The sequence below is a fragment of the Cohnella terricola genome, from assembly GCF_007786475.1.
GTDB lineage: Bacteria > Bacillota > Bacilli > Paenibacillales > Paenibacillaceae > Cohnella > Cohnella terricola.
The window spans coordinates 46,151-71,387 of the sequence record NZ_VNJJ01000018.1 but is presented as its reverse complement, the minus strand read 5'-3'; the positions used below and the strand labels follow the sequence as shown (position 1 = coordinate 71,387).

The 25,237-nt window shown below is 48.5% G+C and carries 22 protein-coding genes; 21 read left to right on the top strand and 1 reads right to left on the bottom strand.

The window, feature by feature from the left end:
* The 12 genes from flgK (at window position 1) to FPZ45_RS21995 (ending at window position 11,842) form a co-directional block, all read left to right on the top strand.
* Complete coding sequence (gene flgK, locus FPZ45_RS22050) at window positions 1-1,512, top strand: flagellar hook-associated protein FlgK (RefSeq protein ID WP_144706584.1); 1,512 nt, start codon at window positions 1-3, stop codon at window positions 1,510-1,512.
* Window positions 1,513-1,543: 31 nt separating this feature from the next.
* The gene (gene flgL, locus FPZ45_RS22045) at window positions 1,544-2,443 is read left to right on the top strand and encodes a flagellar hook-associated protein FlgL (RefSeq protein ID WP_144706582.1); all 900 of its coding nucleotides are present in this window, start codon (window positions 1,544-1,546) and stop codon (window positions 2,441-2,443) included.
* 35 nt (window positions 2,444-2,478) lie between these two features.
* Window positions 2,479-3,048 (top strand): DUF6470 family protein, encoded by a 570-nt coding sequence (locus FPZ45_RS22040; RefSeq protein WP_144706580.1) that lies wholly within the window; start codon window positions 2,479-2,481, stop codon window positions 3,046-3,048.
* A 53-nt stretch (window positions 3,049-3,101) separates the two neighbouring features.
* Complete coding sequence (gene fliW, locus FPZ45_RS22035) at window positions 3,102-3,545, top strand: flagellar assembly protein FliW (protein ID WP_144706578.1); 444 nt, start codon at window positions 3,102-3,104, stop codon at window positions 3,543-3,545.
* A complete protein-coding gene (gene csrA, locus FPZ45_RS22030; protein ID WP_144706576.1) occupies window positions 3,526-3,759 on the top strand; it encodes a carbon storage regulator CsrA in 234 nt (77 codons plus the stop codon). The genes fliW and csrA overlap by 20 nt, the downstream gene beginning before the upstream one ends.
* Before the next feature lie 125 nt (window positions 3,760-3,884).
* Window positions 3,885-4,700: a flagellin N-terminal helical domain-containing protein gene (locus FPZ45_RS22025; RefSeq protein ID WP_144706574.1), complete on the top strand. Its 816-nt coding sequence runs from the start codon at window positions 3,885-3,887 to the stop codon at window positions 4,698-4,700.
* Window positions 4,701-4,766: 66 nt separating this feature from the next.
* The gene (locus tag FPZ45_RS22020; RefSeq protein WP_186438513.1) at window positions 4,767-5,822 is read left to right on the top strand and encodes a glycosyltransferase; all 1,056 of its coding nucleotides are present in this window, start codon (window positions 4,767-4,769) and stop codon (window positions 5,820-5,822) included.
* A gap of 60 nt (window positions 5,823-5,882) precedes the next feature.
* A complete protein-coding gene (fliD, locus tag FPZ45_RS22015) occupies window positions 5,883-7,685 on the top strand; it encodes a flagellar filament capping protein FliD (protein WP_144706570.1) in 1,803 nt (600 codons plus the stop codon).
* A gap of 17 nt (window positions 7,686-7,702) precedes the next feature.
* On the top strand, window positions 7,703-8,059 hold the full coding sequence (locus FPZ45_RS22010; RefSeq protein ID WP_144706568.1) for a flagellar protein FlaG: 357 nt from the start codon (window positions 7,703-7,705) through the stop codon (window positions 8,057-8,059).
* Window positions 8,060-8,066: 7 nt separating this feature from the next.
* On the top strand, window positions 8,067-8,459 hold the full coding sequence (fliS, locus tag FPZ45_RS22005; RefSeq protein WP_144706566.1) for a flagellar export chaperone FliS: 393 nt from the start codon (window positions 8,067-8,069) through the stop codon (window positions 8,457-8,459).
* The gene (locus tag FPZ45_RS22000; protein ID WP_144706564.1) at window positions 8,456-8,839 is read left to right on the top strand and encodes a hypothetical protein; all 384 of its coding nucleotides are present in this window, start codon (window positions 8,456-8,458) and stop codon (window positions 8,837-8,839) included. Before fliS ends, FPZ45_RS22000 begins: the two co-directional genes overlap by 4 nt.
* 111 nt (window positions 8,840-8,950) lie before the next feature.
* On the top strand, window positions 8,951-11,842 hold the full coding sequence (locus tag FPZ45_RS21995) for an IPT/TIG domain-containing protein (RefSeq protein ID WP_144706562.1): 2,892 nt from the start codon (window positions 8,951-8,953) through the stop codon (window positions 11,840-11,842).
* Between the two features lie 51 nt (window positions 11,843-11,893).
* On the opposite strand, the gene FPZ45_RS21990 is transcribed toward FPZ45_RS21995, so the two are convergent.
* Window positions 11,894-13,798 carry a tetratricopeptide repeat-containing glycosyltransferase family 2 protein gene (locus tag FPZ45_RS21990; protein WP_144706560.1) on the bottom strand — a complete coding sequence of 635 codons (1,905 nt, stop codon included), beginning with the start codon at window positions 13,796-13,798 and terminating at the stop codon, window positions 11,894-11,896.
* 96 nt (window positions 13,799-13,894) lie between these two features.
* Here FPZ45_RS21990 and FPZ45_RS21985 point away from each other — a divergent pair, with 96 nt between their 5' ends.
* The 9 genes from FPZ45_RS21985 (at window position 13,895) to argB (ending at window position 25,231) form a co-directional block, all read left to right on the top strand.
* Window positions 13,895-15,694 carry a glycosyltransferase gene (locus tag FPZ45_RS21985; RefSeq protein WP_144706558.1) on the top strand — a complete coding sequence of 600 codons (1,800 nt, stop codon included), beginning with the start codon at window positions 13,895-13,897 and terminating at the stop codon, window positions 15,692-15,694.
* Between the two features lie 178 nt (window positions 15,695-15,872).
* Window positions 15,873-16,070, top strand: coding sequence for a cold shock domain-containing protein (locus tag FPZ45_RS21980; protein WP_094047522.1), 198 nt, complete (start codon window positions 15,873-15,875; stop codon window positions 16,068-16,070).
* 221 nt (window positions 16,071-16,291) lie between these two features.
* Window positions 16,292-16,846 carry a ribosome hibernation-promoting factor, HPF/YfiA family gene (gene hpf / locus FPZ45_RS21975; protein ID WP_144706556.1) on the top strand — a complete coding sequence of 185 codons (555 nt, stop codon included), beginning with the start codon at window positions 16,292-16,294 and terminating at the stop codon, window positions 16,844-16,846.
* Window positions 16,847-17,039: 193 nt separating this feature from the next.
* The gene (secA, locus tag FPZ45_RS21970) at window positions 17,040-19,553 is read left to right on the top strand and encodes a preprotein translocase subunit SecA (protein WP_144706554.1); all 2,514 of its coding nucleotides are present in this window, start codon (window positions 17,040-17,042) and stop codon (window positions 19,551-19,553) included.
* A 37-nt stretch (window positions 19,554-19,590) separates the two neighbouring features.
* Window positions 19,591-20,710, top strand: a protein-coding gene (gene prfB / locus FPZ45_RS21965) for a peptide chain release factor 2 (RefSeq protein ID WP_186438512.1) whose coding sequence is annotated in 2 segments (ribosomal slippage) — window positions 19,591-19,668 and window positions 19,670-20,710 — 1,119 coding nt in all. Because the reading frame shifts where the segments join, the coding sequence is not laid out codon by codon here.
* Between the two features lie 153 nt (window positions 20,711-20,863).
* Complete coding sequence (locus tag FPZ45_RS21960) at window positions 20,864-21,790, top strand: YitT family protein (protein WP_425457040.1); 927 nt, start codon at window positions 20,864-20,866, stop codon at window positions 21,788-21,790.
* Window positions 21,791-22,113: 323 nt separating this feature from the next.
* Window positions 22,114-23,166 carry an N-acetyl-gamma-glutamyl-phosphate reductase gene (gene argC / locus FPZ45_RS21955; protein ID WP_144706550.1) on the top strand — a complete coding sequence of 351 codons (1,053 nt, stop codon included), beginning with the start codon at window positions 22,114-22,116 and terminating at the stop codon, window positions 23,164-23,166.
* A gap of 30 nt (window positions 23,167-23,196) precedes the next feature.
* Window positions 23,197-24,426 (top strand): bifunctional glutamate N-acetyltransferase/amino-acid acetyltransferase ArgJ, encoded by a 1,230-nt coding sequence (gene argJ / locus FPZ45_RS21950; RefSeq protein ID WP_144706548.1) that lies wholly within the window; start codon window positions 23,197-23,199, stop codon window positions 24,424-24,426.
* A gap of 13 nt (window positions 24,427-24,439) precedes the next feature.
* Window positions 24,440-25,231 carry an acetylglutamate kinase gene (argB, locus tag FPZ45_RS21945; protein WP_144706546.1) on the top strand — a complete coding sequence of 264 codons (792 nt, stop codon included), beginning with the start codon at window positions 24,440-24,442 and terminating at the stop codon, window positions 25,229-25,231.
* Window positions 25,232-25,237: the final 6 nt, after the last annotated feature.

The window sequence follows — 25,237 nt, the reverse complement described above, 5'->3', positions numbered from 1 at the left end:
ATGAGATCGACATTCCATAGTATCGAGACGGCCAAGAGAAGCTTGTTTACCGAGCAAGCCCTGATCAATACGACCGGTCATAACATCGCCAACGCCAACACGCCGGGCTATTCACGCCAGCGGGTCAACCTGGTGGCGACCAGACCGATCGAAGCACCGGGCATGATGCGTTCCAACATTCCGGGACAACTCGGAACGGGCGTCGAGTTTACTTCGATCACCCGGATTCGCGAGCAGTTTCTGGACGACCAATTCCGCAATGCCAATCGGAGTCTGGGCGAAGCTACCATTCAAGCGGACACGTTATCTAAATTGGAAACGATCTTTAACGAACCGTCGGATGCCGGCATTCGCACGGTTATGGACAATTTCTGGAAGTCGTGGACCGACCTGGCTAAAGATCCGGAGAGCATAACGGGACGTAAAATCGTGCGCGAGAACGCTCTGGCCCTTGTGGATGCTTTTAATGAAACCAGCAAGCATCTGAACGATCTTAGCGCCGACTTAACGACAAGTATCGAGGCGAAGGCCAATAAGATGAACTCCTTGACTGAAGCGATAGCCAGTTTGAACTTTGAGATTCGCAAACTGGAAGCTTACGGAGATAATCCTAATGACTTACGGGATCAGCGGGACTATTTGGTTGATCAATTGTCCAGAATCGTAAACGTTAACGTAGTTGACGGACCGGATGGCTATACGATCACTACCGGCGGGTTTCCGCTGGTGGAAGGGGAAAACTCGAATCCGGTAACGGGCCCGGCTCTGGTAGTGGAATACGGTGGAGAGGTAGCCGGCCTGATTACTTCGCGCGACAAATACGTGGCGGATTACCAGGAACAATTGAATGCAATGGTGGATACGCTGGTAAACGGCGACATTAACATTACGATTCCAAAGGGTTCTACTTATCTCGGAGCGAAGCTTGCCGCGGATCTTCCGGTAACCGTTAAAGGGCTTAATGGATTGCATAAACTCGGCTACCTGTTCAACACTCCGCCAGCCGTACCGGTGCTTGCGGGCGACTTCTTCGTGTCGACGGGCGGGCCGTTTACCGCCGAAAGTATCCGGTTAAATCCTACGATCGCGAACGATCCGATGCAGATTGCGACATCCATGCGTACGGAAATGATCAACGGTTCCAATGAGACGGTCAAGGGAAATAATACGCTTGCCAATATCATGGCGGGACTTAAGGAAACATCCTTTAAGTTTACGCCTACAACTACGGGCAACGGGATAGCTGAAGGTACGATCGATGCATTTTATGCTTCGATGCTGGGCCAATTGGGAGTTCAATCCGAATCGGCTACTAGACTTGCCGCGAATCAACAAGATATCGTCACTCAGGTCGACAGTAGAAGGCAATCGGTAAGCGGCGTATCGCTGGATGAAGAAATGTCGGAATTAATTAAATACCAGCATGCTTATTCCGCAGCTGCCCGTTTTATGACGACCGTCGACGAGACGCTGGATAAAATCATAAACGGAATGGGTTTAGTCGGACGTTAATCTGAGGAATAAATAGGGAGGGGTTCATCTCATGGCACTTCGCGTAACTCCTGGAATGATGCACAACAATTTAATGCGAAACATTAACCATAATCTGATTCGAATGGAACACCAACAAAATATGCTTTCCACAGGCCGAAAGCTGAATAAGCCATCCGACGATCCCTCTGGCATTACCTATTCCTTGCGGTATCGCAGCGAATTGGCGATGAACGAGCAATATAACAAAAATATCGCAACGGCACAATCGCTGCTCGGGCATACGGATACCGTACTGGGTCAATTGAATGAAATGATACAACGAGTTCAGGAATTGACCGTTCAGGCATTAAATGACACGAATCCGCAAACCGCTTTGGATTCGATTCGAGTTGAAATCGCACAAATTTATGAGCAAGCTGTTATGGTTGGCAACGATTCCTTGAATGGGAAGTTTATTTTTAACGGACAGTTGACGGACAAGCAGCCTTACGATTCTGCCACGGCCGCTACGCAGGATACCGATACCGAGAAATTTCTCATGAGGTTCTCGGCTGGGGTCACGGTTGCAATCAACGTTACGGGCGACGAAGTATTCGGTAAATCTACGGATACGGATAATTTATTTAAGCTGCTCAAAGACATTGAAAATTCGATAGCCGATCCGGCGAACAAAACGCTCTTGGCTTCTGCAAGCGTTCAATTGACATCGCGCTTTGATAAACTTATTAATGTTAGGTCGGAGGTTGGCGCGCGAGTGAATCGGGTCGATCTTATCGATCAGAGATTGCAGGATTTGACTTTGAATCTGAATGACTTGCAAGCAAGGACGGAAGATACGGATATGGCCGAGACCATCATGAAGTTTAATGTCGAACAAAGCGTGTATCAGGCTTCGCTTTCCACGGGAGCTAAGATTATTCAACCTTCGCTTATCGACTATTTAAGATAACTGTTTCCGGCTGATTATTTCTGAGGGGGGATAACGTGAACGATTTAAGACTTTCCATTAGGCAAACCTATGCTTCGATCGGCATTGATACGCAACAAACAACGCAACGTATGGAATCCCCCCGAGGAGATCTGGAAATCGAACAGCCCAAGGCAGCCATGAACTTTTCATCAACAAAACCGCAACTGCTTATTGACTCCTCCGAGGCACAGCATGCGCTGGCTAAAGGACCGCATTTGGAATGGAAGAGTTATATTAACGGGCAAATGAAACAAGCCTTTCTGCAACAATTGGTCGAAAAAGTCGCTGAAGGACATCGCCTGGCAGATATCACGAACCCGGCTAATGCGTTTGCGGAGATTGCTTACGGAAGAGCTCATCAACAAAATTATATCGATTATCAGCCGGCGATTCCCGGTGTTGACAACGTTAGATTATCTTACGACCCTGGGCGCATAGATACGGTAATCGAGCCTCAACGAGTCGATCTTCGTTATACGCCGCATAAACCCGATATTCAAGTGGACTTCGGAAAAATCGAGATCTATCTAAAACACAAAAATACGATTGATATTCAAGTAACCACGTACGACATATATCACTAACAATGCTATAGTAGAGACTGTAGCATTTCTTTTTATTTAGGGAGGTTCCCATTTTGGCACAATCTCAAACCATGCATGTCGAAAAGTTGGATTTCGTAAACAGTATCGTAGGCTTTGAGCATTGTCGGTATTTTAATTTGGAAAAGGTGGAAGGGGACAATCCCTTTTTTATTTTGAAGAGCGATCAGGATCCGGAAATTGAATTCGTGCTGGCATCGCCTTTCGAAATCAATAGAGAGTATGAATTCGAGATCGGCGATGAAGTGTTAGCTGAGTTGGAAGTCCAATCATCGGAGGACCTCGTCGTATTAGCGATCGTAACGATTAACAATCCGTTCGCGAACTCTACGATTAATTTGTTCGCTCCATTGGTCATAAACGTAATTAACGGCATATCCAGACAGATCATCCTTAACGGCAGCGACTATCAAATTAGGGCTCTACTGCAACCGGCTCAATATAAAGGAGACGAAATACATGTTAATATTGAGCCGTAAACGGGGGCAATCCATTATTATTAACCACAACGTCGAAATTATCGTTACCGCAATCGAAGGAGATCAGGTCAAAATCGGGATTTCGGCACCCAAAGAAATGCCTGTATTCCGTAAGGAAGTGCTGGAAGAAGTCAAAGAAACGAATAGGCTGTCTCTATCAAACAGCAGTGTTGTCGAGAATCTCAAGTCATGGGTCGGAGGAACTAAAAAATAAAAATAAAGAATAAAAATATCGAATTTACTATAAACAAAGATCGATGTCGATCCGATAATATTTTTGTAAGCAAAATGCTTGCTCCACATGGAAGTGGAAAAACAATTTCAGGGAGGAAATAAATCATGATTATCAACCACAACATCAATGCAATGAATTCCCACCGCAACCTTTCTTTTAACGTATCGCAATCCGGTAAGTCCAGCGAGAAATTGTCCTCTGGCTACCGTATCAACCGTGCTGCGGACGACGCTGCAGGATTGGCGATCTCCGAAAAAATGCGCGCTCAATTGCGTTCGATGAACCAAGGTATGCGCAATACGCAAGACGGTATCTCTTTGGTACAAGCTACTGAAGGTGCTTTGAACGAAGTTTCCGATATGCTTGGCCGTATGAAAGAACTTGCTACTCAAGCAGCTAACTCCACGTACAGCGATACGGATGTAGGCTATATCAAGGATGAAGTCGATCGTCTGATCAGCCAAATCGACGATATTGCTGCGAAAACAGAATTCAACGGACGTACAACGTTGGATGGTCAACTTGGAGCAACTTTCACGATTCAAACGGGCGGTAAAATCACGGATGCGATCGTTCTGGACTTCACACAAGTCGATATGACGAACTTGACTAACGGCATTGGTCCGATTACTGACAATGCTAGCGCAGCGACAGAGCTTGCTAACATCGATACCGCTATCGAAACGGTAAACAAAGCTCGTTCTTACCTGGGTGCGTACCAGAACCAAATGGAACACTCCTACAACAACAGCAGCGTAAACGCGGAAAACCTGCAAGCTGCTGAATCCCGTATTCGCGATACAGACATGGCTGCGGAAATGATGAAATACACCAAGTTCAACATTCTTCAACAAGCATCTACGGCGATGTTGGCTCAAGCAAACCAAGCTCCTCAAGGCGTGCTTCAGCTTCTCCGCTAAGATCGACGATAGGAAAAAAAGAGGCCCCCATAGCGGCGGGCTTCTTTTTTTCGAATGGAGGACGAGATGGCGACAATTAGCGTTTGCATGATCATGAAGAACGAGGCCCATAACCTGCCGCGTTCGCTGGAGAGCATTCCTTCAACCTATGAAGTGGTTGTCGTGGATACGGGGTCTTCCGATTCAAGCATTTCCGTCGCTCGAAACCTTGGGGCTAAAGTATTCGAGTTTCCATGGGGAGACAGTTTTTCGGACGCAAGAAACTATTCAATCCGCCAAGCCACTGGAGATTACATCTTGATATTGGATGCGGATGAGTGCTTTACGGAGAACATTGAGATACAGGTGAAACGGACGATCGAAAATAGTCCAAAAGAAGCCGCGACAGTCATGATTCGGAATGTTACGGATCAAGATTGGACGCAGCATCGAATGATCAGGTTTTTCCCGAATCACGCCGAATATAGTTATGTCGGTGATGTTCACGAATCTTTATCCTTTAAGGGAGCGCCAGCTCGTTATAATAATAGCGAAATCGTATTATTGCATTATGGCTATGAATCCGAGGAATACAATAACAAAGGGAAATTCGATAGAAATCTGCGATTATACGAAAAGGAATTGGCCGCGAACCCGAACAACGGTTATATGTGGTACCAGTTGGGGAAGCTGTATTATTCAGTAGAATCCTATGAGCAGGCATACCACGCGTTCGCGACTTGCGCGGATATCGGCGAGATTGGACAGCCTTATTTTCCGCCTATGTTGATTCGATTCGGATATACCTTATTAAAACTAGGTAAATCGGAGGAGGCGTTCGCTCTAATCACGCCTTTTGGTCAGATTTATCCTGACTTTCCCGACTTGCCATTCTTATTGGGCCTTCTATCTATGGAGACTGGGCGAATGCAGGAAATCGCAATACACTTCCAAAACGCGCTCCGTATCGGAGAAACGAGCATCTATTCTACAGTAATCGGGGTTGGCAGTTATAAAGCGCATTATAATCTAGGCGTGTATTATGAAGTTACGGGAGATTCCGCAAAGGCTCGCAATCATTATTTCGTTGCAAATCAGCAAGGTTATGAACCGGCGGGAAAAAGACTTATGAATATCGTCTAATAAAAATAGGAACAAAGTTCGATATATATATTATAAGTCTTATTGAGGAGCTGACGAAGCATGGTTATGCGTATTACGGGAAATTCATCGGGGTTGGATATCGATAAAATCGTTAAAGATCTAATGAACGTCGAACGTCTTCCGCAAACAAAGCTTAAACAAAAGAAGTTATCCATCGATTACCAGACTGAGCTCTACCGCGAAATTAACACGAAAATGTCCGCGTTGCGCGAAACGCTTAACAATATGAGATATTCTAGTTCGATGACGGGGATGAAAGCGACCTCGTCTTCCGGCGCGGTAAGTACGACGGTAAACGATGTGTCCGCAACCGGACCCAAGACAATCACCGTATCGCAGCTGGCATCTACGGCAAAGATGTCCAGTTCGGCTTTGTCGGCGCAAGATTTGGTTGGCAGCGCGATCACCGTACCTGTACAAATTACTAAAGGCGTAAACGACAAATTCGTTCTAACGATTAATGGAACGGCTAAAGTCGTAACATTAGCCGAAGGAACTTATAATTCGATTGACGGAAACGGTAATGCGGACGATTTGAGGACTCATCTGGAAAAAGCGGTAAAAGACCTATTTGGTTCTAACGTACCCATTCAGTTCGAAACGGACGGAGATTCCCTCAAGCTGACTCCCAAAACGAGCTTAGGGTCAAAGCCGCAGATTATTATTAATAATTTTAATGGGCAGCCCAACGCTCTTGGATTTGCGAATGGGCAATCCTACTATGTGAATCTCAACACGCCGATGGGATCCAGCCCTGGCGCGGAAGAGACGGTTACCATTAATGGCAAAGTGATTAAATATAAGAGCGACATGACGATTAGAGAGTTCATGAGCGCGGTAAATACATCTACTGCGAACGTTAATCTGACTTACGATCAAATCTCGAATACCTTTAAGTTCGAAAGTAGATTAACCGGCGAGACGGCAAAAATCTCTCTAGAATCCGATTCCGGCAGTATGTTGGCAGCACTTGGATTTTCAATTGGGGCTGAAAGCGCCGGAATTAATGCGGAATACGTGATTGATGGCGTTGCGGGTACAAGCACGACCAACAATTTCAACAAAGACGGTATAGGGTACAAGTTAAATCAAGTAACAACAAGCGAAGTCACGATAAAAGTAGATCGAGACTCGGACGCGATCGTAGATAAGTTGAAGAAATTCGTAGAGGTTTACAACGATCTCATGGATCTGGTTAATACGAGATTAACCGAAAAGAAAGATCGAGGTTTCCTGCCCTTAACGGATGATCAAAAGTCGCAGTTAAGCGATAGAGAAATCGAGCAGTGGGAAGCGAGATCTAGACTTGGATTGCTAAACGGATCTTCCATTCTGAAGAACATCAAATCGGACATGCGCCAAGTATTTAGCAAAGTATTCGATGGCGTACCCGGCGGATACAACACGTTGGCTTCGATCGGCCTAACGACAACGGAGTACATTCAAGGAGTAAGTTCGTCCGTCAACGGGAGAATCCAGTTGGATGAAACGAAGTTGCGGGATGCGATTAATTCGAATCCTGACGCGGTGAATAAGCTATTAACCACGAACAATGGAATCGAGAGTTATGACGGAATGGCCGTATCCTTGTTTAAGCACCTTGACGACTTATCGGGAAGAGTCGTCGACAAAGCGGGTAGAGGCACCGGGGGCACATTTGATTCCGGCTCGTTGCTTGGCAAGCAAGTCTTTGATTTGAATAAGAAGATTCTAGGCATGGACGCTCTGCTGGAGAAGCGAGAGAAGATGTATTACAAGAGATTTTCGGCCATGGACCAAAGTATATCGAAGAGTAACGCCCAGATGAATTGGTTGACGGCGCAAATGCAATCAGGTTCATAATAAGGAGGAGATATTCGATGGAAATACAGGTTGCGAAAGCGGGTATTTCCCCGAACGAAACAGTCAAAATTAATTTTATTACTAACAAAGTTACGGGGCAATACTCGGAATTAAAGGAAAAGGAAAAGTATGAAATATTATCCGTTTCCGAGGTGGCATTGCTAAGCGCCATCAGTAAAGCTAATCATGCCGCTCAGGGCTCGGATCTTGAATTTAACTACAAGGTTCATAAAGAAACCGGGGATGTAATCGTTCAGATTATGAATAAAGACACGAAAGAAATCGTCCGGGAGATTCCCCCTGAGAAATTAATTGAACTGATCGAGAAGTTGCAAGAACTTACGAAGGGTGCGCTCATCAACGAAACGAGGTGAAGCATGAATGCAGAATACAGCGCAGAATACGTATTTGAACACGTCGGTGACGACTGCATCGCCCGGAGAATTAACACTGCTTTTGTATAATGGCTGCTATCGCTTCTTAAAGCTGGCCATTCGTTCGATTCAGGAGAAAAATATTAACGGAAAGCATACCAACCTTATTCGTGCGCAGGATATCATCATCGAGCTGCAATCAACCCTCGACATGAACTATGAGATCTCCAATAATCTATTTACGTTGTACGATTACATGATGCGTAAGCTTGAAGAAGCCAACATCAAGCAAGATATTCAAGCAATTGAAGAGTGTGCCGGACTAATCGCGGAGCTGCGCGATACCTGGGCGGAAGCTCTCAAATCGGCAAGATCGGAACAAAAGGTGTCGGGCGGATGACGAATACTGGGCCTACCATCGACCGGTTACTAAGAGAGTTGCATTCGAATTCGGAACTCATCTTATCGCTGGATTTGGATGATGAATCAAACGACGAGATTATTCAATCCATTCAAGATGAGCAACGCGCGATAAGAGATAAAATAGATGGAATCATTCGGGAAGTATCGGCGTTTACGTTTTCTTCCAGCCAGCGTTCCGTTCTTAACGATTGTTATCAATTAGAGCTTCAGATAAAAGAACGATTAATGCCGATTTATGTCCAGGCATCGAACCAATTAAAAATCCAACAAATGTCGGGGAAAGAAAAAAAGGCAAGGGATACCTATAGCCCCTACGATGCGGAAAATACGGGATATTTCTTCGATTTGAAGAGATGAGGTGCCTAAGTAGGCGCCTAATTTCGACTAAATAAGGTGGTGCTACTACCATTCCGAATGGTAGTATTTTCATAGCCGCAACATTACACAAAAAAATGGAGGAAAATGTAAATGAAAGTAAGAATACTGACATCAGTATTGGCTTTCCTGCTTTTGGCAAGCGGCGCATTACCGATTCATACGGCAAGGGCAGCAGTTAATGATTACGTGACGGTCACGAAATCGATTAACCCGACGTCGATTACGACGGAACAAGAAGCAGAAGTGAATCTGCAAGTGAAAGGGACGCCACCGGCGAATGTGGTCGTTCCGAATGATGTCATACTGATTATCGACAAATCTGGTAGTATGAACAACGATAACAGAATGACCAGTGCCAAGACCGGTGCTAAAGGATTTGTCGATTTGATGGATATGACGAAGCATCGAGTCGGGATCATCGATTATTCCAGCGAGACGAATATCAAAAGTTATAACATGACAACGGATAAAGTAGCCGTAAAGAATTATATCGATACGATTCAAGCAAACGGAAGTACCGCAACAGGAGACGCTATACAAAAGGCAATAGATATATTGCTTGCAGACAAGCGGCCTGAAGCCCAGCCCGTTATTGTTATTCTTACCGACGGAGACGCGACGGTAGGATCGCCAACTCCGTATGAATTTGCCAAAAACAAAGCTCAGTCAGCTAAAGATCAGGGCATTATTTTCTACACGATTGCGCTTTTGGGACCAAATGACAATCCGGATACAAGCGGTCCGAATCAGTTGTTAAAGGAAATGGCCACTACTGCGGCGCATCACCATTTTGTATTAGGATCCACAGGGTTGGCAGAGATTTACGCTGCGATCGTGCGCGAGATCGGACTTGCAAGCGCCTATAACGTTACCGTGTCCGACATCGTTACAGCGGATTTTGAAATCGTGCCGGGATCTTACGATAACAATATTCCGAAGCCTACGGTTACGGGCAATACCATCACATGGGCTTTTAATGAATTGAAAGATTCCAATCTGACGTTCACTTACAAGATTCGACCTGTCAGCAAGACGAAGACGGGAACATTGGCCACTTCAGCGTCAAGCTCCATTATTAATTACAGCGATTATGCAGGAGCGGCTAGAACTAAGGCGATTCCGAATGTCAATGTGACAGTGAAATGGCCAGCCCCAGTGATTACGCAAATCGTTGAGAGCTCTGGTCATCCGGACGGAGGTAACCAGGTCACGATTTCCGGGAAACACTTCAAAACCGGAGCTACGGTTACAATCGGAACGAAGAACGCAACCAACGTTCAAATTATTAGCGATACAGAAATTAAAGCTACCGTGCCATCGAACGTGCAGTCTACGGTCGCTGTCAAAGTAAAGAACACCGATGGACAAACGGCTTCTATTGATTATCAGTACAAGGCTGACCCGATTGTGACTTTAATCACTCCGAACAAGGGGCCTCTTGCAGGCGGGACGAAAGTTACTCTGCAAGGAAACTACTTCATGCCAGGAGTAAAGGTCAAATTCGGCGATAAGACAGCCAATAGTGATTCGTATACCAATGTCCGCAACTTTTCAGTGTTCGCGCCTGCAGGAGCTACGGCGGGTCCGGTCGATCTGACAATCACCAATCCGGATGGGACATTCATTACGATTCCGGCGGGTTATACGTATGAAGCTCCCCCAGTCGTTAAACCAGTTGTTACGGGAGTCACGCCTAATTCTGGGCTGACTACTGGCGGCAATTCAGTCTATGTTAACGGTCAAAACTTGAGTGCTAACGTAACCGTAAAATTCGGAGAAAACGCAGGGACTATACAGTCTGTGAACTCGACTTCTAGACTGACTGTAATTGTTCCCGCTGCCGCTCAAGCAGGGATCGTTGATGTGACGGTATTGGACGACACTGGATCGACGATTTTGGAAAATGCATATACCTATAACGCACCAGTCTATCCTGATCCGACGATCACGTCGATCAGTCCGAATTCAGGATTTACGAATGTTGAAAAAACAGCGGTAATTAACGGAACAAATTTCCGGAACGGTGCTAAAGTCTACTTTGGAAGTACAGAAGCTGTAATTAAAGGTTCGATTAGCAGCACGAAAATTTCGGTTGACGTGCCAAACGTTGCAGATCCGGGGAAAGTAGATGTTCGGGTAGTCAACGACGATCAGAAGCAAGCAGTACTTGCAGAAGGATATGAATATATTGTATTCGTACCTGATCCGGTAACTGTTACGAACTTGGGCTTGACATCAGGCAAGCTCCCTGGCGGAGATACCATGTATATCACCGGAACGAACTTCAAATCCGGTGCGAAGGTTTACTTCGGTTCCAAACCAGGTCTTTCGGTGAGTGTGCTCAATAGTACAAAGTTGAGCGTAGCCGTTCCGGCGGGAGATGCTCTTGGAGTTGTAGATGTTACGGTCACGAATCCGGATGGCGGAACAGGGACGTTGCCGCAGTCGTACACCTATACTGCCGTAACTCCGACAATTACAAGCTTGTCTCCGGATCGCGGTGTTAAGGACAAAGCAACCAGTATTTACATTAACGGAACGAACTTTGAATCTTCGGGAATGACAGTAAAGATCAATGATGTAGTCGTGTCTCATACATTCATCAGTGCGACTAGATTATCTGTCGTAGTACCGGTTAGCGCTACTGCTGGAGTCGTGCCGATCGAAGTAACGCTTGCTATTGGAACTAGCGCCGTTGCCAATTACACCTATGAGAACGCGCCGCTCGGTCCTACACCGACCATTACGTCGCTTAGCTCGAATAACGGTTCTTCTAATGGCGGCAATTCAATCTACGTCGTAGGCACTAATTTTGTTAATGGCTCTAAGGTCTATGTAGCCGGAGTACAGGCGACTGCGACTTATACGTCGGCAACCCGCTTAACGTTAAAACTTCCAGCCGGCTCTCCGGGACCGGTCGAAATCAAAGTCGTGAATCCCGATGGCCAAGAAAGTAACGGATTTACGTATACTTATAATTAAGAGCTTGGAACAAGAAAAAGGATGGGCCATGTGGTCCATCCTTTTTCTTGTTCACTGATCGTTCGGAATACTAGTGAAATCAATATCTCGCAATAAGGGATATCGTTCGTAGTAAGCATTCAAGAAGTCACTTACTTCATTGATATTCAAGTTCTCCAGTACCAGTCCAAGCGTATCTATATTGGAATGATCGTCAAGAGAAGCCTCGAAGAACTTAAGACTTTCCGAACACTCTAGAGAATTGATATGCCATACACCGATCGTTTTTAAACCTTCGGCACAGAGAGCCCCTTGTTCAAGCAACAGAATGTACAGTTCTATAGCTTCCTCTACAAGTCCGGAGCGGTAGAATTCGCTTGCTAGCCGATTAAGAACATCGTAATCCGCGATTTGATTGACCAATTGGAAATAAAGATCTTGATAACCAAACCTCCATAATAAGATTAATACGCTATCTAACGTCGGATAACTATCTTTAATTACAGATAGATCAACGGGCTGCTCTCGAAGAGCTTGAATTGCTGTTTGGGCTAAAAGCCTGCTCTCCATCGATAACCGTTCTACGAATCTCATTTCATTTGAAACAATTGAAGACATAACGGCAAGAGGCGGCGGAAGCGGCTCTTCCTTGGCTTCGATAGCGTTTAAATCCAAGCGATCAATCAAACGAATGAGGACATGATCGGCAAAAGTTAGCTCGATGCCTTCACTTTCTGCTAATAATCGATATCGATGAGCGGATTTGGCATCACCGGTTTTAAGCAACATTTTGAATAATAACACGGAATTCAAAGGTGTCGAAGAAGGATAGAGCATTTCCAGCACTTTTTCCGTCTGTTTTCCGGAATCATAAATAAGCAGAAGATCAATTAGCGATTGAAGAATTTCATAATTTTTGGGTTGCATTTTTAATGCCATGGCCCAATGTTGAATAGCACTCTGCATATCGCCTTTTTTGCGATAAATATTCCCTAGCATTTGGTGGGGAACGATTCTGCCGAATGACGGGTGAACGATCGAATAAGGCAGTCCCTTACGTTCGGCAATATCCGCGAGCTCTATGCATGTCTTGAATTGTTCAATGGCTGCATTCCAGAATCCAAGTGCATCTAGAAGTTTACCGTAATAACAATGATAATCCGTTTGATCGGGCTTTAAGCGTAGCCCGGTAAGAATATAAGAATAGGCAAGATGATACTGGCCAGTTTGGAGCTCCAACGCAATTAATCGATCCAGAAGGTGATCGTACCATGTGTCGTCGGGCGAACAGTTCTCGTAAGCTGATCGATAGTTATTCAGGGCTGCGGCTAATTCGCCGGCTGCTGCTTGTTCATTTCCAAGTACAAACTGATGATAGGGATTTTCGTCGATCGATAAGTGATCGAGTATACTCCGATTCCGTTGCGATTTATTTTTTTCTTTGACGATGTCATTCGTATATCCCGAATGGAAGACGGATAAGGAAAGAGAGACGAGCCGAAGTTCATCTTGATTGGAAATCAATTGTTCGTGAATTGGCTGAGCGTATGAAATGCCGAAAGAATTGCTGAAAAGCCGGACGCCCGTGGACTTGATCATCTGTGTTTCATCAAAACCGCTGCCTGTAAAATTCATGATATTAAGGATAAAACCCGTTGGACCCGAAAGATGATAATCTGTAAGAAAATGGCGCAACTTGTGTTCATCCAGCTTTTGAACATACTCATCCGCATCAAGAACCAAAATCCACTTACCAGTCGCATAACGTATAGATTCGTTGCGGGCGGCGGAAAAATCGTTCGTCCATTCGAAATCGTAGACGCGATCCGTATATCGCAGCGCGATCTCTTTGGTGCGGTCTACGGATCCCGTATCAACAATAATGATTTCGTCTACTAACGATTGCACGCTTTCTAGACAGCGCGACAGAAGCTTTTCTTCGTCTCTGACAATCATGCAAAGAGAAATTAGATTCATAAATCCTCCAAGTCATTCTATTAACTATAATATTAATATATCGGATTGAAGAGGAAATACCGATATAGAACTTAAATAATGAGGGGTGAAAGCCAAATGAAAACAAGCATTATTATATTAACTTACAATAAATTGGACTACACCCGGCACTGTATAGACAGTATTCGTAAATATACAGCAGTGGATAGCTATGAAATCATTGTCATAGATAACCAATCAACGGATGGAACGGTCGAATGGTTGCACAAACAACCTGACATTCGCGCAATCTACAACGATACCAACCTCGGATTCCCGAAAGGCTGCAATCAAGGGATCGAAATCGCGACGGGCGACAACATATTGCTGTTAAACAACGATACGATCGTAACGAAAAATTGGTTGAATAACTTGACGGATTGCCTATATAGCGACGACAAGATCGGTGCCGTAGGCTCGGTCACGAACAATTGCTCTTACTCTCAAAGCATTCCAGTTAGCTATTCGACTCTAGAAGAGATGCAGGCTTTCGGGGCAGAGTACAACGAGAGAAAAACCGAGAAGTGGGAAGAGCGAATTAAGCTAGTGGGCTATTGCATGCTCATTAAGAATAGTGTTGTGAAAGAGATCGGGCTATTAGATGAAAGATTTACGCCCGGGAATTACGAGGACGATGATTATTCCCACCGCATTCGGTCGGCCGGGTATAAGCTGATGCTTTGCAAGGACACCTTTATCCACCACTTCGGGAGTACGTCATTCCGTGACGATGCCGACCATTTTAGGGCTTTGTTGCAAACGAACGCCCGTAAGTTCGAGGAGAAGTGGGGGTTTAATCCGAAATACTCCAGAAATATCCGCCTTGAAATTCTGAATATGATCGACGCTCCCAGTCACAAGAATATAAGGATACTGGAGATTGGCTGTGCGTGCGGCGCTACGCTGCTGGAAATCAAAAATCGATATCCCGGCGCCGAATTGTTCGGTATCGAACTCAATAAGCACTCGGCGAATATCGCTTCCTTAATCGCCGATGTGAGAGCAGAGAATATAGAACAAGAAAACCTGGCATACCCCTTGGAACATTTTGATTACATTATTTTCGCGGACGTGCTCGAACATCTATATGATCCCTGGTTTGTTGTCGGCAATATGATGAAATACTTAAAACCTGACGGGAGACTATTGGCGAGTATTCCGAACGTGATGCACTATAGCCTGTTAAGAGATGTGATAAACGGCAATTGGACCTATACGGATGCGGGATTGCTGGATCGGACTCACGTCAGATTTTTTACCTGGAAAGAGATTGTTCTTCTCTTCGATAAGGCCGGGTACAAAAATGTTCAATATTCGATGACGCAAGTACCGATTGCCCCGGAGGATGAAGAGTTTATTGACAACCTTGCTAGAATAAGCAACGGGACGGACAAGGCGCAATTCATGGCGTATCAATATATCGTGTCTGCCCAGAAGCCGATTGAAGATACTCTTAAGAGCGATGTTGCCAACGATGAACACTTGTCCCGGATACTGGAACTGTTAAATCATATCGAAAATAACCAAGACGTCGACAACAGCGTATTGGAACTTCTGTCGTTATTAGCGAACGGGACGATCGGCGACGAACAAATCATCCGATTCGCCGATCAGAGAACAATCAGTGATCGCACGTTAAATGCGATTGCCGTAGGCAGCTACCAACAAAAACTATACGATCATGTGCTTCCGCTGTTGGAGAAATCGTATTCCCTGAATCCTCGGAACGAGGATACGCTCTATAATTTAGGCAGCGTCTTATCCGATTTCGGTGAGCTCGAAATGGCGATATCTTTCTTGGAACAGATAGAAAATAAAGACGAAGAAATTGTAAATATGATACAAGCGATGAAAGACGAAAGCCTCCAAACGAGGTAATACAATCGGCATTTATCGCGAAATCCAATCGACTCCCGAAAAGGCTGTCACCTAAGGAGTGTATCCGCTTACAAAAAATCATTGACACCAATCTTTACCTGATGGTATATTCGGTTTGTGGGCTAGGTAAGGATTCCTAAGTCTAACGTCATTTGAATATGAAGGGAATGTTTAACACATGCAAGGTAAAGTAAAATGGTTCAACGCGGAAAAAGGTTACGGTTTCATTGAAACAGAGCAAGGTGGCGACGTGTTCGTTCACTTCTCCGCTATTCAAATGGACGGTTACAAAGCTCTTGAGGAAGGTCAATCGGTAGAATTCGATATCGTTCAAGGCGCAAGAGGCCCTCAAGCCGCTAACGTTACCAAACTGTAATCATCCCGGCGCGTTTGCGTCGAACAAACATACATGTTTTGAAGTACATGCCAAGTTCATCTGTTACGAACCCTGGAGAAATCCAGGGTTTTTTCTATTGTAGTAAGCCTCTTAGGATTCCACATTAAAGTTTTCAAAAAATTCAAAATTATTAACGGAATGTTTTGAAACGCCCATCCCGAATGTGGTAAAATGAAATCAAGCAAAGGAGGAGTTGCCCCATGAAATACAACATTCGAGGTCAGCGTATGGAAGTTACGGATGCTTTAAGAGAGTACGTCGAGAAGAAGCTGAGTCGTCTGGACAAGTATTTTGAAGCACCTCCACAATCCGATGTTCACGTAACCCTGAGCGTCACGAAAGGCCAGCAAACTATCGAGGTTACGATTCCTCTGCCGGGAGCACAGTTGCGCGCGGAGGAGAAACGGGAGGACATGTACGCATCGATCGATTTCGTAGTGGACAAACTGGAGCGCCAAATCCGCAAACATAAGACGAAGATCAATCGCAATTTCCGCGAGGCGGGTTCGGCAAGGGCGCTGTTCAAGGAAGACTTCGGAAACGGCGTAACGACGTTGGCCAGGGATGAAGAAGAGGATATGGAGCTTGTCAGAACGAAACGCTTCAACCTCAAGCCGATGGACGTCGATGAAGCGATTCTGCAGATGAACCTCGTCGGACACAACTTCTACGTATTCGCCAACACCGATACCAAGGAAGTTAACGTGGTATACCGCCGCAACGACGGCAAATACGGGCTGATCGAAGCCCAATAATCCATAATCATTCATCCGACCCCGGCGTCCGCGCCGGGGTTTTATTGCCATTAGAGACGTAAATCCCGACCAAGAGGCGGTTTTTTGTATTAAATAACTCCCATTTCCAGTCGCCCTTTCTTGCCCAGCCTTCTCCGAACTGATAAAATGTAAAGATATAGTTAGACCCGCGAGAGAGAGGGGTATATTCGATATGCTTGGACTTGTCAAAAAAATATTCGGAGATGCCAATGAACGTGAGGTGAAACGGCTTCTTAAGACCGTCGATCAAATTAACGGGTTGGAGTCTTCCGTAACCCCGCTAAGCGACGATCAGCTTCGCGCGAAGACGGATGAATTCCGTGGGCGCATCGCCAAAGGCGAGTCCTTGGAAGATATCCTTCCGGAAGCGTTCGCCGTCATCAGGGAAGCGGCTAAGCGCGTGCTCAACATGCGCCATTTCGACGTGCAACTGATCGGAGGCATGGTGCTTCACCAAGGCAAGATCGCCGAGATGAGAACCGGCGAAGGGAAGACGCTTGTAGGTACGCTAGCGGTTTATTTGAACGCGTTAAAAGGCGAAGGCGTCCATGTAGTAACAGTCAACGATTATTTGGCGCAACGCGATAGCGCGCTGATGGGACAAATCTATTCATTCTTGGGCATGACGGTCGGCTGCAACCTCCATGGGCTTTCCCATGAGGAGAAACAAGAAGCTTACGCATGCGATATCACATACGGCACGAACAACGAGTTCGGGTTCGACTACTTGCGCGACAACATGGTTCTGTACAAGGAACAGATGGTTCAGCGTCCGCTTCATTATGCGATCATCGACGAAGTCGACTCGATCCTCGTCGACGAGGCGCGTACGCCGCTTATCATTTCAGGACAAGCGCAGAAATCGACCGAGATGTATTACGCAGCGGATCGGATGGTTAGTCGTCTGACCGATACCGAGGACTTTACGGTCGACATTAAGATGCGCAGCATCGCTCTTACGGAAGCCGGCGTGTCGAAAGTCGAACGCGCGTTTAACATCGACAACTTGTTCTCCCACGAGCACGTCACGCTGAACCATCACGTTAATCAAGCGCTCCGCGCGCGTTATATTATGAAACGGGACGTCGATTACGTCGTTCAGGACGACGAAGTCGTGATCGTCGACGAATTCACCGGGCGTTTGATGGCCGGCCGCCGTTACAGCGAAGGCCTCCATCAAGCGATCGAGGCGAAGGAAGAGATCACCGTTCAGAACGAGAGCATGACGCTCGCGACGATCACGTTCCAGAACTACTTCCGGATGTACCGCAAGCTGGCCGGCATGACCGGTACGGCGAAGACGGAAGAAGAAGAGTTTAAGCGGATTTACGGCCTGGAAGTCTTGCAAGCGCCGACGAACCGTCCGATGGTCCGTGACGATATGCCGGACGTCGTTTACAAATCCGAGAACGGCAAATACAAATCCGTTGTCGAAGAGATCGTTCGCCGTCACGCGACGGGACAACCCGTGCTCGTGGGTACCGTCTCGATTGAGAACTCCGAGCGCATCTCGGAACTGTTGAAGAAGAAAGGCGTAGCCCACCAGGTGCTCAACGCTAAGCACCATGCCGCGGAAGCAGAGATCATTTCCAAAGCGGGGCAGCACGGCGCAGTCACGATTGCGACGAACATGGCCGGTCGCGGTACGGATATTTTGCTCGGAGACGGCGTTGCCGAAATAGGCGGTCTCCACATTATCGGGACGGAACGGCACGAATCGCGCCGGATCGATAATCAGCTGCGCGGACGCGCAGGCCGTCAAGGCGACCCGGGTTCTTCGCAGTTCTACCTGTCGATGCAGGATGAACTGATGAGAAGGTTCGGCGCCGACAACATCATGGGCATGATGGAGCGTCTCGGTTTCGACGAAGAATCTCCGATCGAGAGCCGTCTCATCTCGAGAGCGATCGAGTCCGCGCAGAAGCGAGTCGAGGGCAGCAACTTCGACACCCGGCGCATCGTCCTCCAATACGATGACGTCATTAACTTGCAGCGGGAGAAAATTTACGGAGATCGCCGCGCGGTTCTGAACGCCGAGAACATTCGGGAGATTATCTCCGGAATGATCCGTTCCGTCATTACGAAAGCGGTCGAGAGCCATTGTTCCGACAGCGACGTTCCGGAAGATTGGGATATGGACAGCCTCGTCACCTACGCTCATTCGCACTTCTTGCCGGAGGATCGGTTAACGAAGGAAGATCTGTGGGGCAAGGAAAAAGAAGAAATGATCGAGTTGCTCGTCGAGATGGTCAACAAGCTATACGACGAACGCGAAGAGTCGATCGGCGAAGAGACCATGCGCGAATTCGAGAAAGTTGTCGTTCTGCGCGCAGTAGACAGCAAGTGGATGGATCACATTGATTCCATGGACCACCTGCGTCAAGGGATTCACCTTCGCGCATACGGCGGTAACGATCCACTTCGCGAGTATCAATTCGAAGGCCATAATATGTTCCTCGACATGATCTCTCGGATCGAAGAAGAGGTAACGATGTATATCATGAAGGCCCAAGTGCAGGCTGCGCCGAAGCGCGAAGCCGTGGCAGAAGGCCAAGCCGTCGATACAAAAGCGGACGAAGGTCCGAAGAGACCGGCAACCCGCAGCGCCAATGCAGTCGGACGTAACGATCCATGCCCATGTGGCAGCGGGAAGAAATACAAAATGTGCCACGGTCGCATAGACTGATAGCAGCGGCACGAAGATTTCAATGAGGTGATTCATCATGTTCGAGCTAGACGTTTCCTTAAAGCAAGACCTTCGCGCGAACGCGAAGCGACTTCAGCAACTTAGGGGGTCTCTTTGACTTAGATCTGAAGAAAGAACAGATCGAGAACTACGAAGTCAAGATGAGCGATCCGAATTTCTGGGACGATAACGAGAAAGCCCAATCCCTGATCGGCGAGATGAACGCGATCAAGTCGGTCGTCGAGCAGTATGAAGGCTTGGCGAGCGAATGCCAGGACCTCGTGGATATGCTTGAGATTCTGGAAGAGGAAGCCGACGAACAGATGGCGGCCGAATGGGGCGAGAGCGTGGAGAAGCTGACAGGCAAGGTGGACGGCTTCGAATTGCAGCTGCTGCTGAACCAGCCGTACGACAAGCTGGACGCGATTCTCGAGCTTCATCCCGGCGCCGGCGGCACCGAGTCGCAAGATTGGGCGCAGATGCTGTACCGGATGTACACGAGATGGGCGGAGAAGCGTGGTTTCAAGATCGAACTGCTCGACTATCTTCCGGGCGATGAAGCGGGAATCAAGAGCGTGACGCTCCAAATCCGTGGGCATAATGCTTACGGTTACCTGAAAGCGGAGAAAGGCGTGCATCGCCTTGTGCGAATCTCACCGTTCGATGCTTCGGGCAGACGCCACACGTCCTTCGTTTCCTGCGATGTCGTGCCCGAGATCAACGACGAGATTCAGATCGACATCCGTCCCGACGATCTGCGTATCGACACGTACCGTTCCAGCGGAGCGGGCGGACAGCATATCAACAAGACGGACTCCGCCATCCGGATCACGCACTTGCCTACGGGGATCGTCGTCGCTTGCCAGACGCAGCGTTCTCAGATCCAGAACCGGGAGAAAGCGATGAAGATGCTCCAATCCAAGCTCTATGAGTTGAAGATCCAGGAGCAGCAGAAAGAACTGGCCGAAGTTCGGGGCGAGCACTTGGATATCGCGTGGGGCAGCCAAATTCGCTCCTACGTTTTCCACCCGTACAGCATGGTTAAAGACCACCGCACTTCCGTCGAGACGGGGAACGTCGGCGCGGTCATGGACGGAGATCTGGATGCCTTCATCGACGGCTACCTGCGCAGCCAGATTAAACAGGAAGTCCAATAAGGGATTAGCGATAAGGAAAACTTCTTGCGCCTGACCGCGCAAGAAGTTTTTTGTTTCATAAGTTATTCGGTGCGCATCCGTACATAATTAAAGGTAAAATGCCGATCCATATCGAAAGAAGCAATAAGTCGAATATCGGAAAGAGGAACGCTCATGTCCATGAATGAAAACGAGCAGGAAAATCGAGTTCCTACCGTTCCTACGCTGCCGAACAAAAGGAAAATGCCTCGTTACTCAAAGCGCGCGCGAACGATATACAGTTATATCGCGATGTTGGTCGGCTCTTTTTTCATCGCGGCAAGCTTTAACTTATTCCTGTTGCCGAACCGGATCGCTTCCGGCGGCGTATCGGGGATCTCCGTCATTATCGATACGCTCGCGAATATCCCTCCCGCTTATACGCAGTGGGCTCTTAATATACCGATTTTCATTGCAGGCGTTCTCGTGCTGGGGAAACAGTTCGGAATCAAAACGGCGATCGGCACGATCGTCTTGCCTTTATTCGTTCTTCTGACCTCCCATTGGACGCCTCCGACGGACAATCCGCTTCTCGCGGCGCTCTATGGGGGACTGGGCGTCGGCCTCGGGTTGGGCCTAGTGTTCCGAGGCCGCGGGTCGACGGGCGGGCTCGATACGATGGCGCAGATCATTCACCGCGTAATCGGAATACGCCTTGGACTTGCGGTGGCGATGTTGGACGGTCTCGTCATTATATCCGCGGGTTTATTCATTTCTCTCGAAAATGCGCTTTATGCATTAATCGGTTTATTCGCCACCAGTAAAACGATCGATGTTATTCAGTCCGGCTTTCAAACTTCCAAAGCCGCGTTTATTATTTCTAAGCATCCCGACCGCGTCTCCGATGCCATCCTGCATGAGTTGGATCGCGGCTTAACCCGGCTGCAAGGGGTTGGAGGATATACGGGGGATGATCGCCCCGTGCTGCTAGCCGTAGTCGGTCAGAACGAAGTGGTCAGGCTGAAGTTGCTCGTGCGAGACGCGGATCCCGACGCTTTCGTCATCATTACGAACGCGGCCGAAGTGCTCGGAGAAGGTTTCCATGACGAGCGATTGCTCTAAAGATGTTACCCATCGCTAATGTTCTTGAACGAGAGGATCGTTCAGGGTTAGCGATGTTTTTATTTTTATCGTATTGTTAACGATTTCCTCAAAATTAGGGCGCATCAAACCATTGAATAATTAATACATTGAATGTATAATAATACACAATTCAACCGAACGGATCGTGAGGTTGGCCTCTCAAAATCGTTAAAACTTGGATCGAAACAATCTTTCAATCAGACAAGTAATCCGTTACAATTGAGGATGGTTTTGTTTATGGTCGGCGAGAGGCCGGCTGCATTGGACGGCTTCGTACTTATGATATGCATGGGGGAAATCTTATGAATTCTGCGCTTATCCGCGCGGCTATCGTCGGATCTACCGGTTATGGCGGCGTCGAACTCATTCGTCTGCTTCAATCTCATCCCAAAGTCACCGTGACTTCGGTCATTTCGTCTTCAACGGCGGGGGCGCCGATTGCCGAGGGGTTTCCTCATCTGACGGAAATCCGCACCGATCTGCTCGACGGTCTCGACGTCGATCTAATTCGCGGCAAAGCGGATGTCGTTTTCCTGGCGACGCCTCACGGCGTCAGCATGAAGCTGGCTCCGGAATTTCTGGCGGCAGGCCTTAAAGTGATCGACTTGTCCGGAGATTTCCGTTTGAAATCCGGCGAAGTCTATCGCCAGTGGTACAAACACGAGCCGGCGGACCAAGAGCTGGTGGAACGGGCCGTATACGGTTTGTCCGAAGTATACGGGGAGCAGGTCGCGAAATCCGATTTTATTTCCAATCCCGGTTGTTTTACGACGACGTCGCTTCTCGGTCTCTATCCGGCGGTCAAAGCAGGTTGGATTGATCCTAACAGCATCATCATCGACGCGAAATCCGGCGTATCCGGAGCGGGTCGGGGACTGAACCTTAGCTCCCATTACTCCGAGATCAATGAGAACTTTAAAGCTTATAAGATCAATCGGCACCAGCATACGCCAGAGATTGAGCAAGTGCTGACGGAAGCCGCGGGACGCCCAGTCGTGACGACGTTTACGACCCATCTCGTGCCGATGACCCGGGGCATTATGGCGACGATGTACGCCTCTCTGACGGAGAAACGGTCCGACGCCGATTTCGTCGAGTTGTACCGTCAATTTTACGAAGGGCGCAAGTTTGTTCGCGTTCGTCCCGCCGGGCATTGGCCGGCGACGAAGGAAGTGTACGGCACGAACTATTGCGACATCGGGTTCTCCGTCGACGAGAGAACCGGGCGCCTCACGATCATTTCCGTTACAGACAACTTGGTCAAAGGCGCGGCCGGCCAAGCGATTCAGAATTTGAACCTGCTCATGAACTGGGACGAGACGCTCGGGCTGCAGTTCACGCCGGTTTATCCTTAATATACGGACGAGAGGAACGGACCGATTATCATGGGAAAACAAAGCTACACGATCGTGGAAGGCGGAGGCGTCACGACGCCGAAAGGGTTTAAGGCTGGCGGGCTCCATTGCGGCTTGAAAAAAACGGAGCGCCACGATCTCGGAGTCATCTTATGCGAAGTTCCGGCCGCGGCTGCGGCCGTATATACGACCAATCTTTTTCAAGCGGCGCCCCTTCAGGTAACCCGTGAAGCGCTGGGCGCTGGCGGCGTGCTTCGCGCGGTCATCGTGAACAGCGGCAACGCCAACGCGTGCACGGGAGCGCAAGGGGATGCGGACGCGCGCGCGATGCAATCGAACGCGGCGGAAGCGCTCGACGTGAGCAAAGACGAGGTCGCGGTGGCTTCCACCGGCGTCATCGGCGAATTGCTGAAGATGGACCGCGTCAATGCGGGCATCGAGAAGCTTCCGGGCAAGCTGCGAAGCGACTTGCAGGGCTCCGACGATTTCTGCCAGGCGATTCTGACGACCGATCTCGTGAAAAAAACGAGCTGCGTCGCCGTCGAGATCGACGGGCGGCAAGTGACGATCGCGGGCGCGGCGAAAGGCTCCGGCATGATCCACCCGAATATGGCGACGATGCTCGGCTTCGTGACGACCGACGCCAAGATCGGTTCGGGTCTGCTGCAAGAAGTTTTGCGGGAAGTGACGAACCTCAGCTTTAACATGATCACGGTAGACGGGGATACGAGCACGAACGATATGCTGGTGGCGATGGCAAGCGGTCTTGCCGATAACAGCGAGCTTACCCGTTCGCATCCGGATTTCGCCGCATTCGTCGATGGTTTGCGGCATGTCTGCACGGAGCTGGCCAAAGCGATCGCCAGAGACGGCGAAGGCGCGACGAAGCTGATCGAGACGACGGTCGTCGGCGCGGACAGCGACGAAGCGGCGCAGGCAATCGCCAAGACGATTATCGGCTCCAGTCTCGTGAAGTCGGCTGTATACGGCGCGGACGCCAACTGGGGACGCATTATCGCCGCCGTCGGCCGGGCCGGACAGCCGGTGAACGTTGGGACGGTAGACATCCGTTTGGGCGACATTCTCGTGTTGGAACAATCCCGTCCGATTCCTTTCGACGAAGAGATAGCGTTAGAGTACTTAAAAGGCGATACCGTCGCGATTCACGTCAACCTGAATATGGGAAGCGGGCAAGCGACGGCATGGGGCTGCGATCTGACGTACGATTACGTGCGCATCAACGCTGCATATCGGACGTAAGGAGAACGGGCTTATGGGGAAACAGCGATTCGTGATGAAATGCGGAGGAAGCACGCTTGCGGCTCTTCCGAACGTTTTTTTCGAGGACTTGCGAGAACTGCAGGCGAAGGACGTCGAGCCGGTCATCGTGCACGGCGGCGGGCCTGCGATTAACGAGACGCTCGGCAAGCTCGGCATCGAGAGCCGGTTCGTGAACGGTCTTCGCGTTACGGACGAAGCAACGCTCGACGTTGTCGAGATGGTGCTGGCCGGACGTATCAACAAGGAGATCGTGCGCAAGCTGCAGCAGAACGGCGCCAAAACGATCGGACTTTCCGGCACGGACGGCAAGCTGATCGAGGCTCGCCCGGTCGCGAACGCCGCCGAGGTCGGTCTCGTCGGTGATGTCGTCGGCGTGAACGCATCGCTCGTCGAAGGCGTCATCGGGCTCGGTTATTTGCCCGTTATCGCTCCGATCGGCATCGACGAAGCGGGACAGCGGTACAACATTAATGCGGATACTGCAGCGGGAGCCGTCGCTTCCTCACTAGGCGTGGACACGATGATCGTCGTCACGGACGTTCCGGGAATCATGCGGACGGTGGACGGCGAGAAGAAGGTGCTGCCGAAGGTTACTTTCGCGGATATCGAAGAGATGATCGCCAGCGGCGAAATCTACGGCGGCATGATTCCGAAAGTACGGGCGGCGATGAGCTGCCTGCACGGCGACGTGAAGGAAGTGCGGATCGTGGACGGAGCGGTTGAACGGGTGCTCAGCCGAGCGCTGACGGAAGGCGATATCGGAACGCGGATCGTAAGAGCGTAATTCATA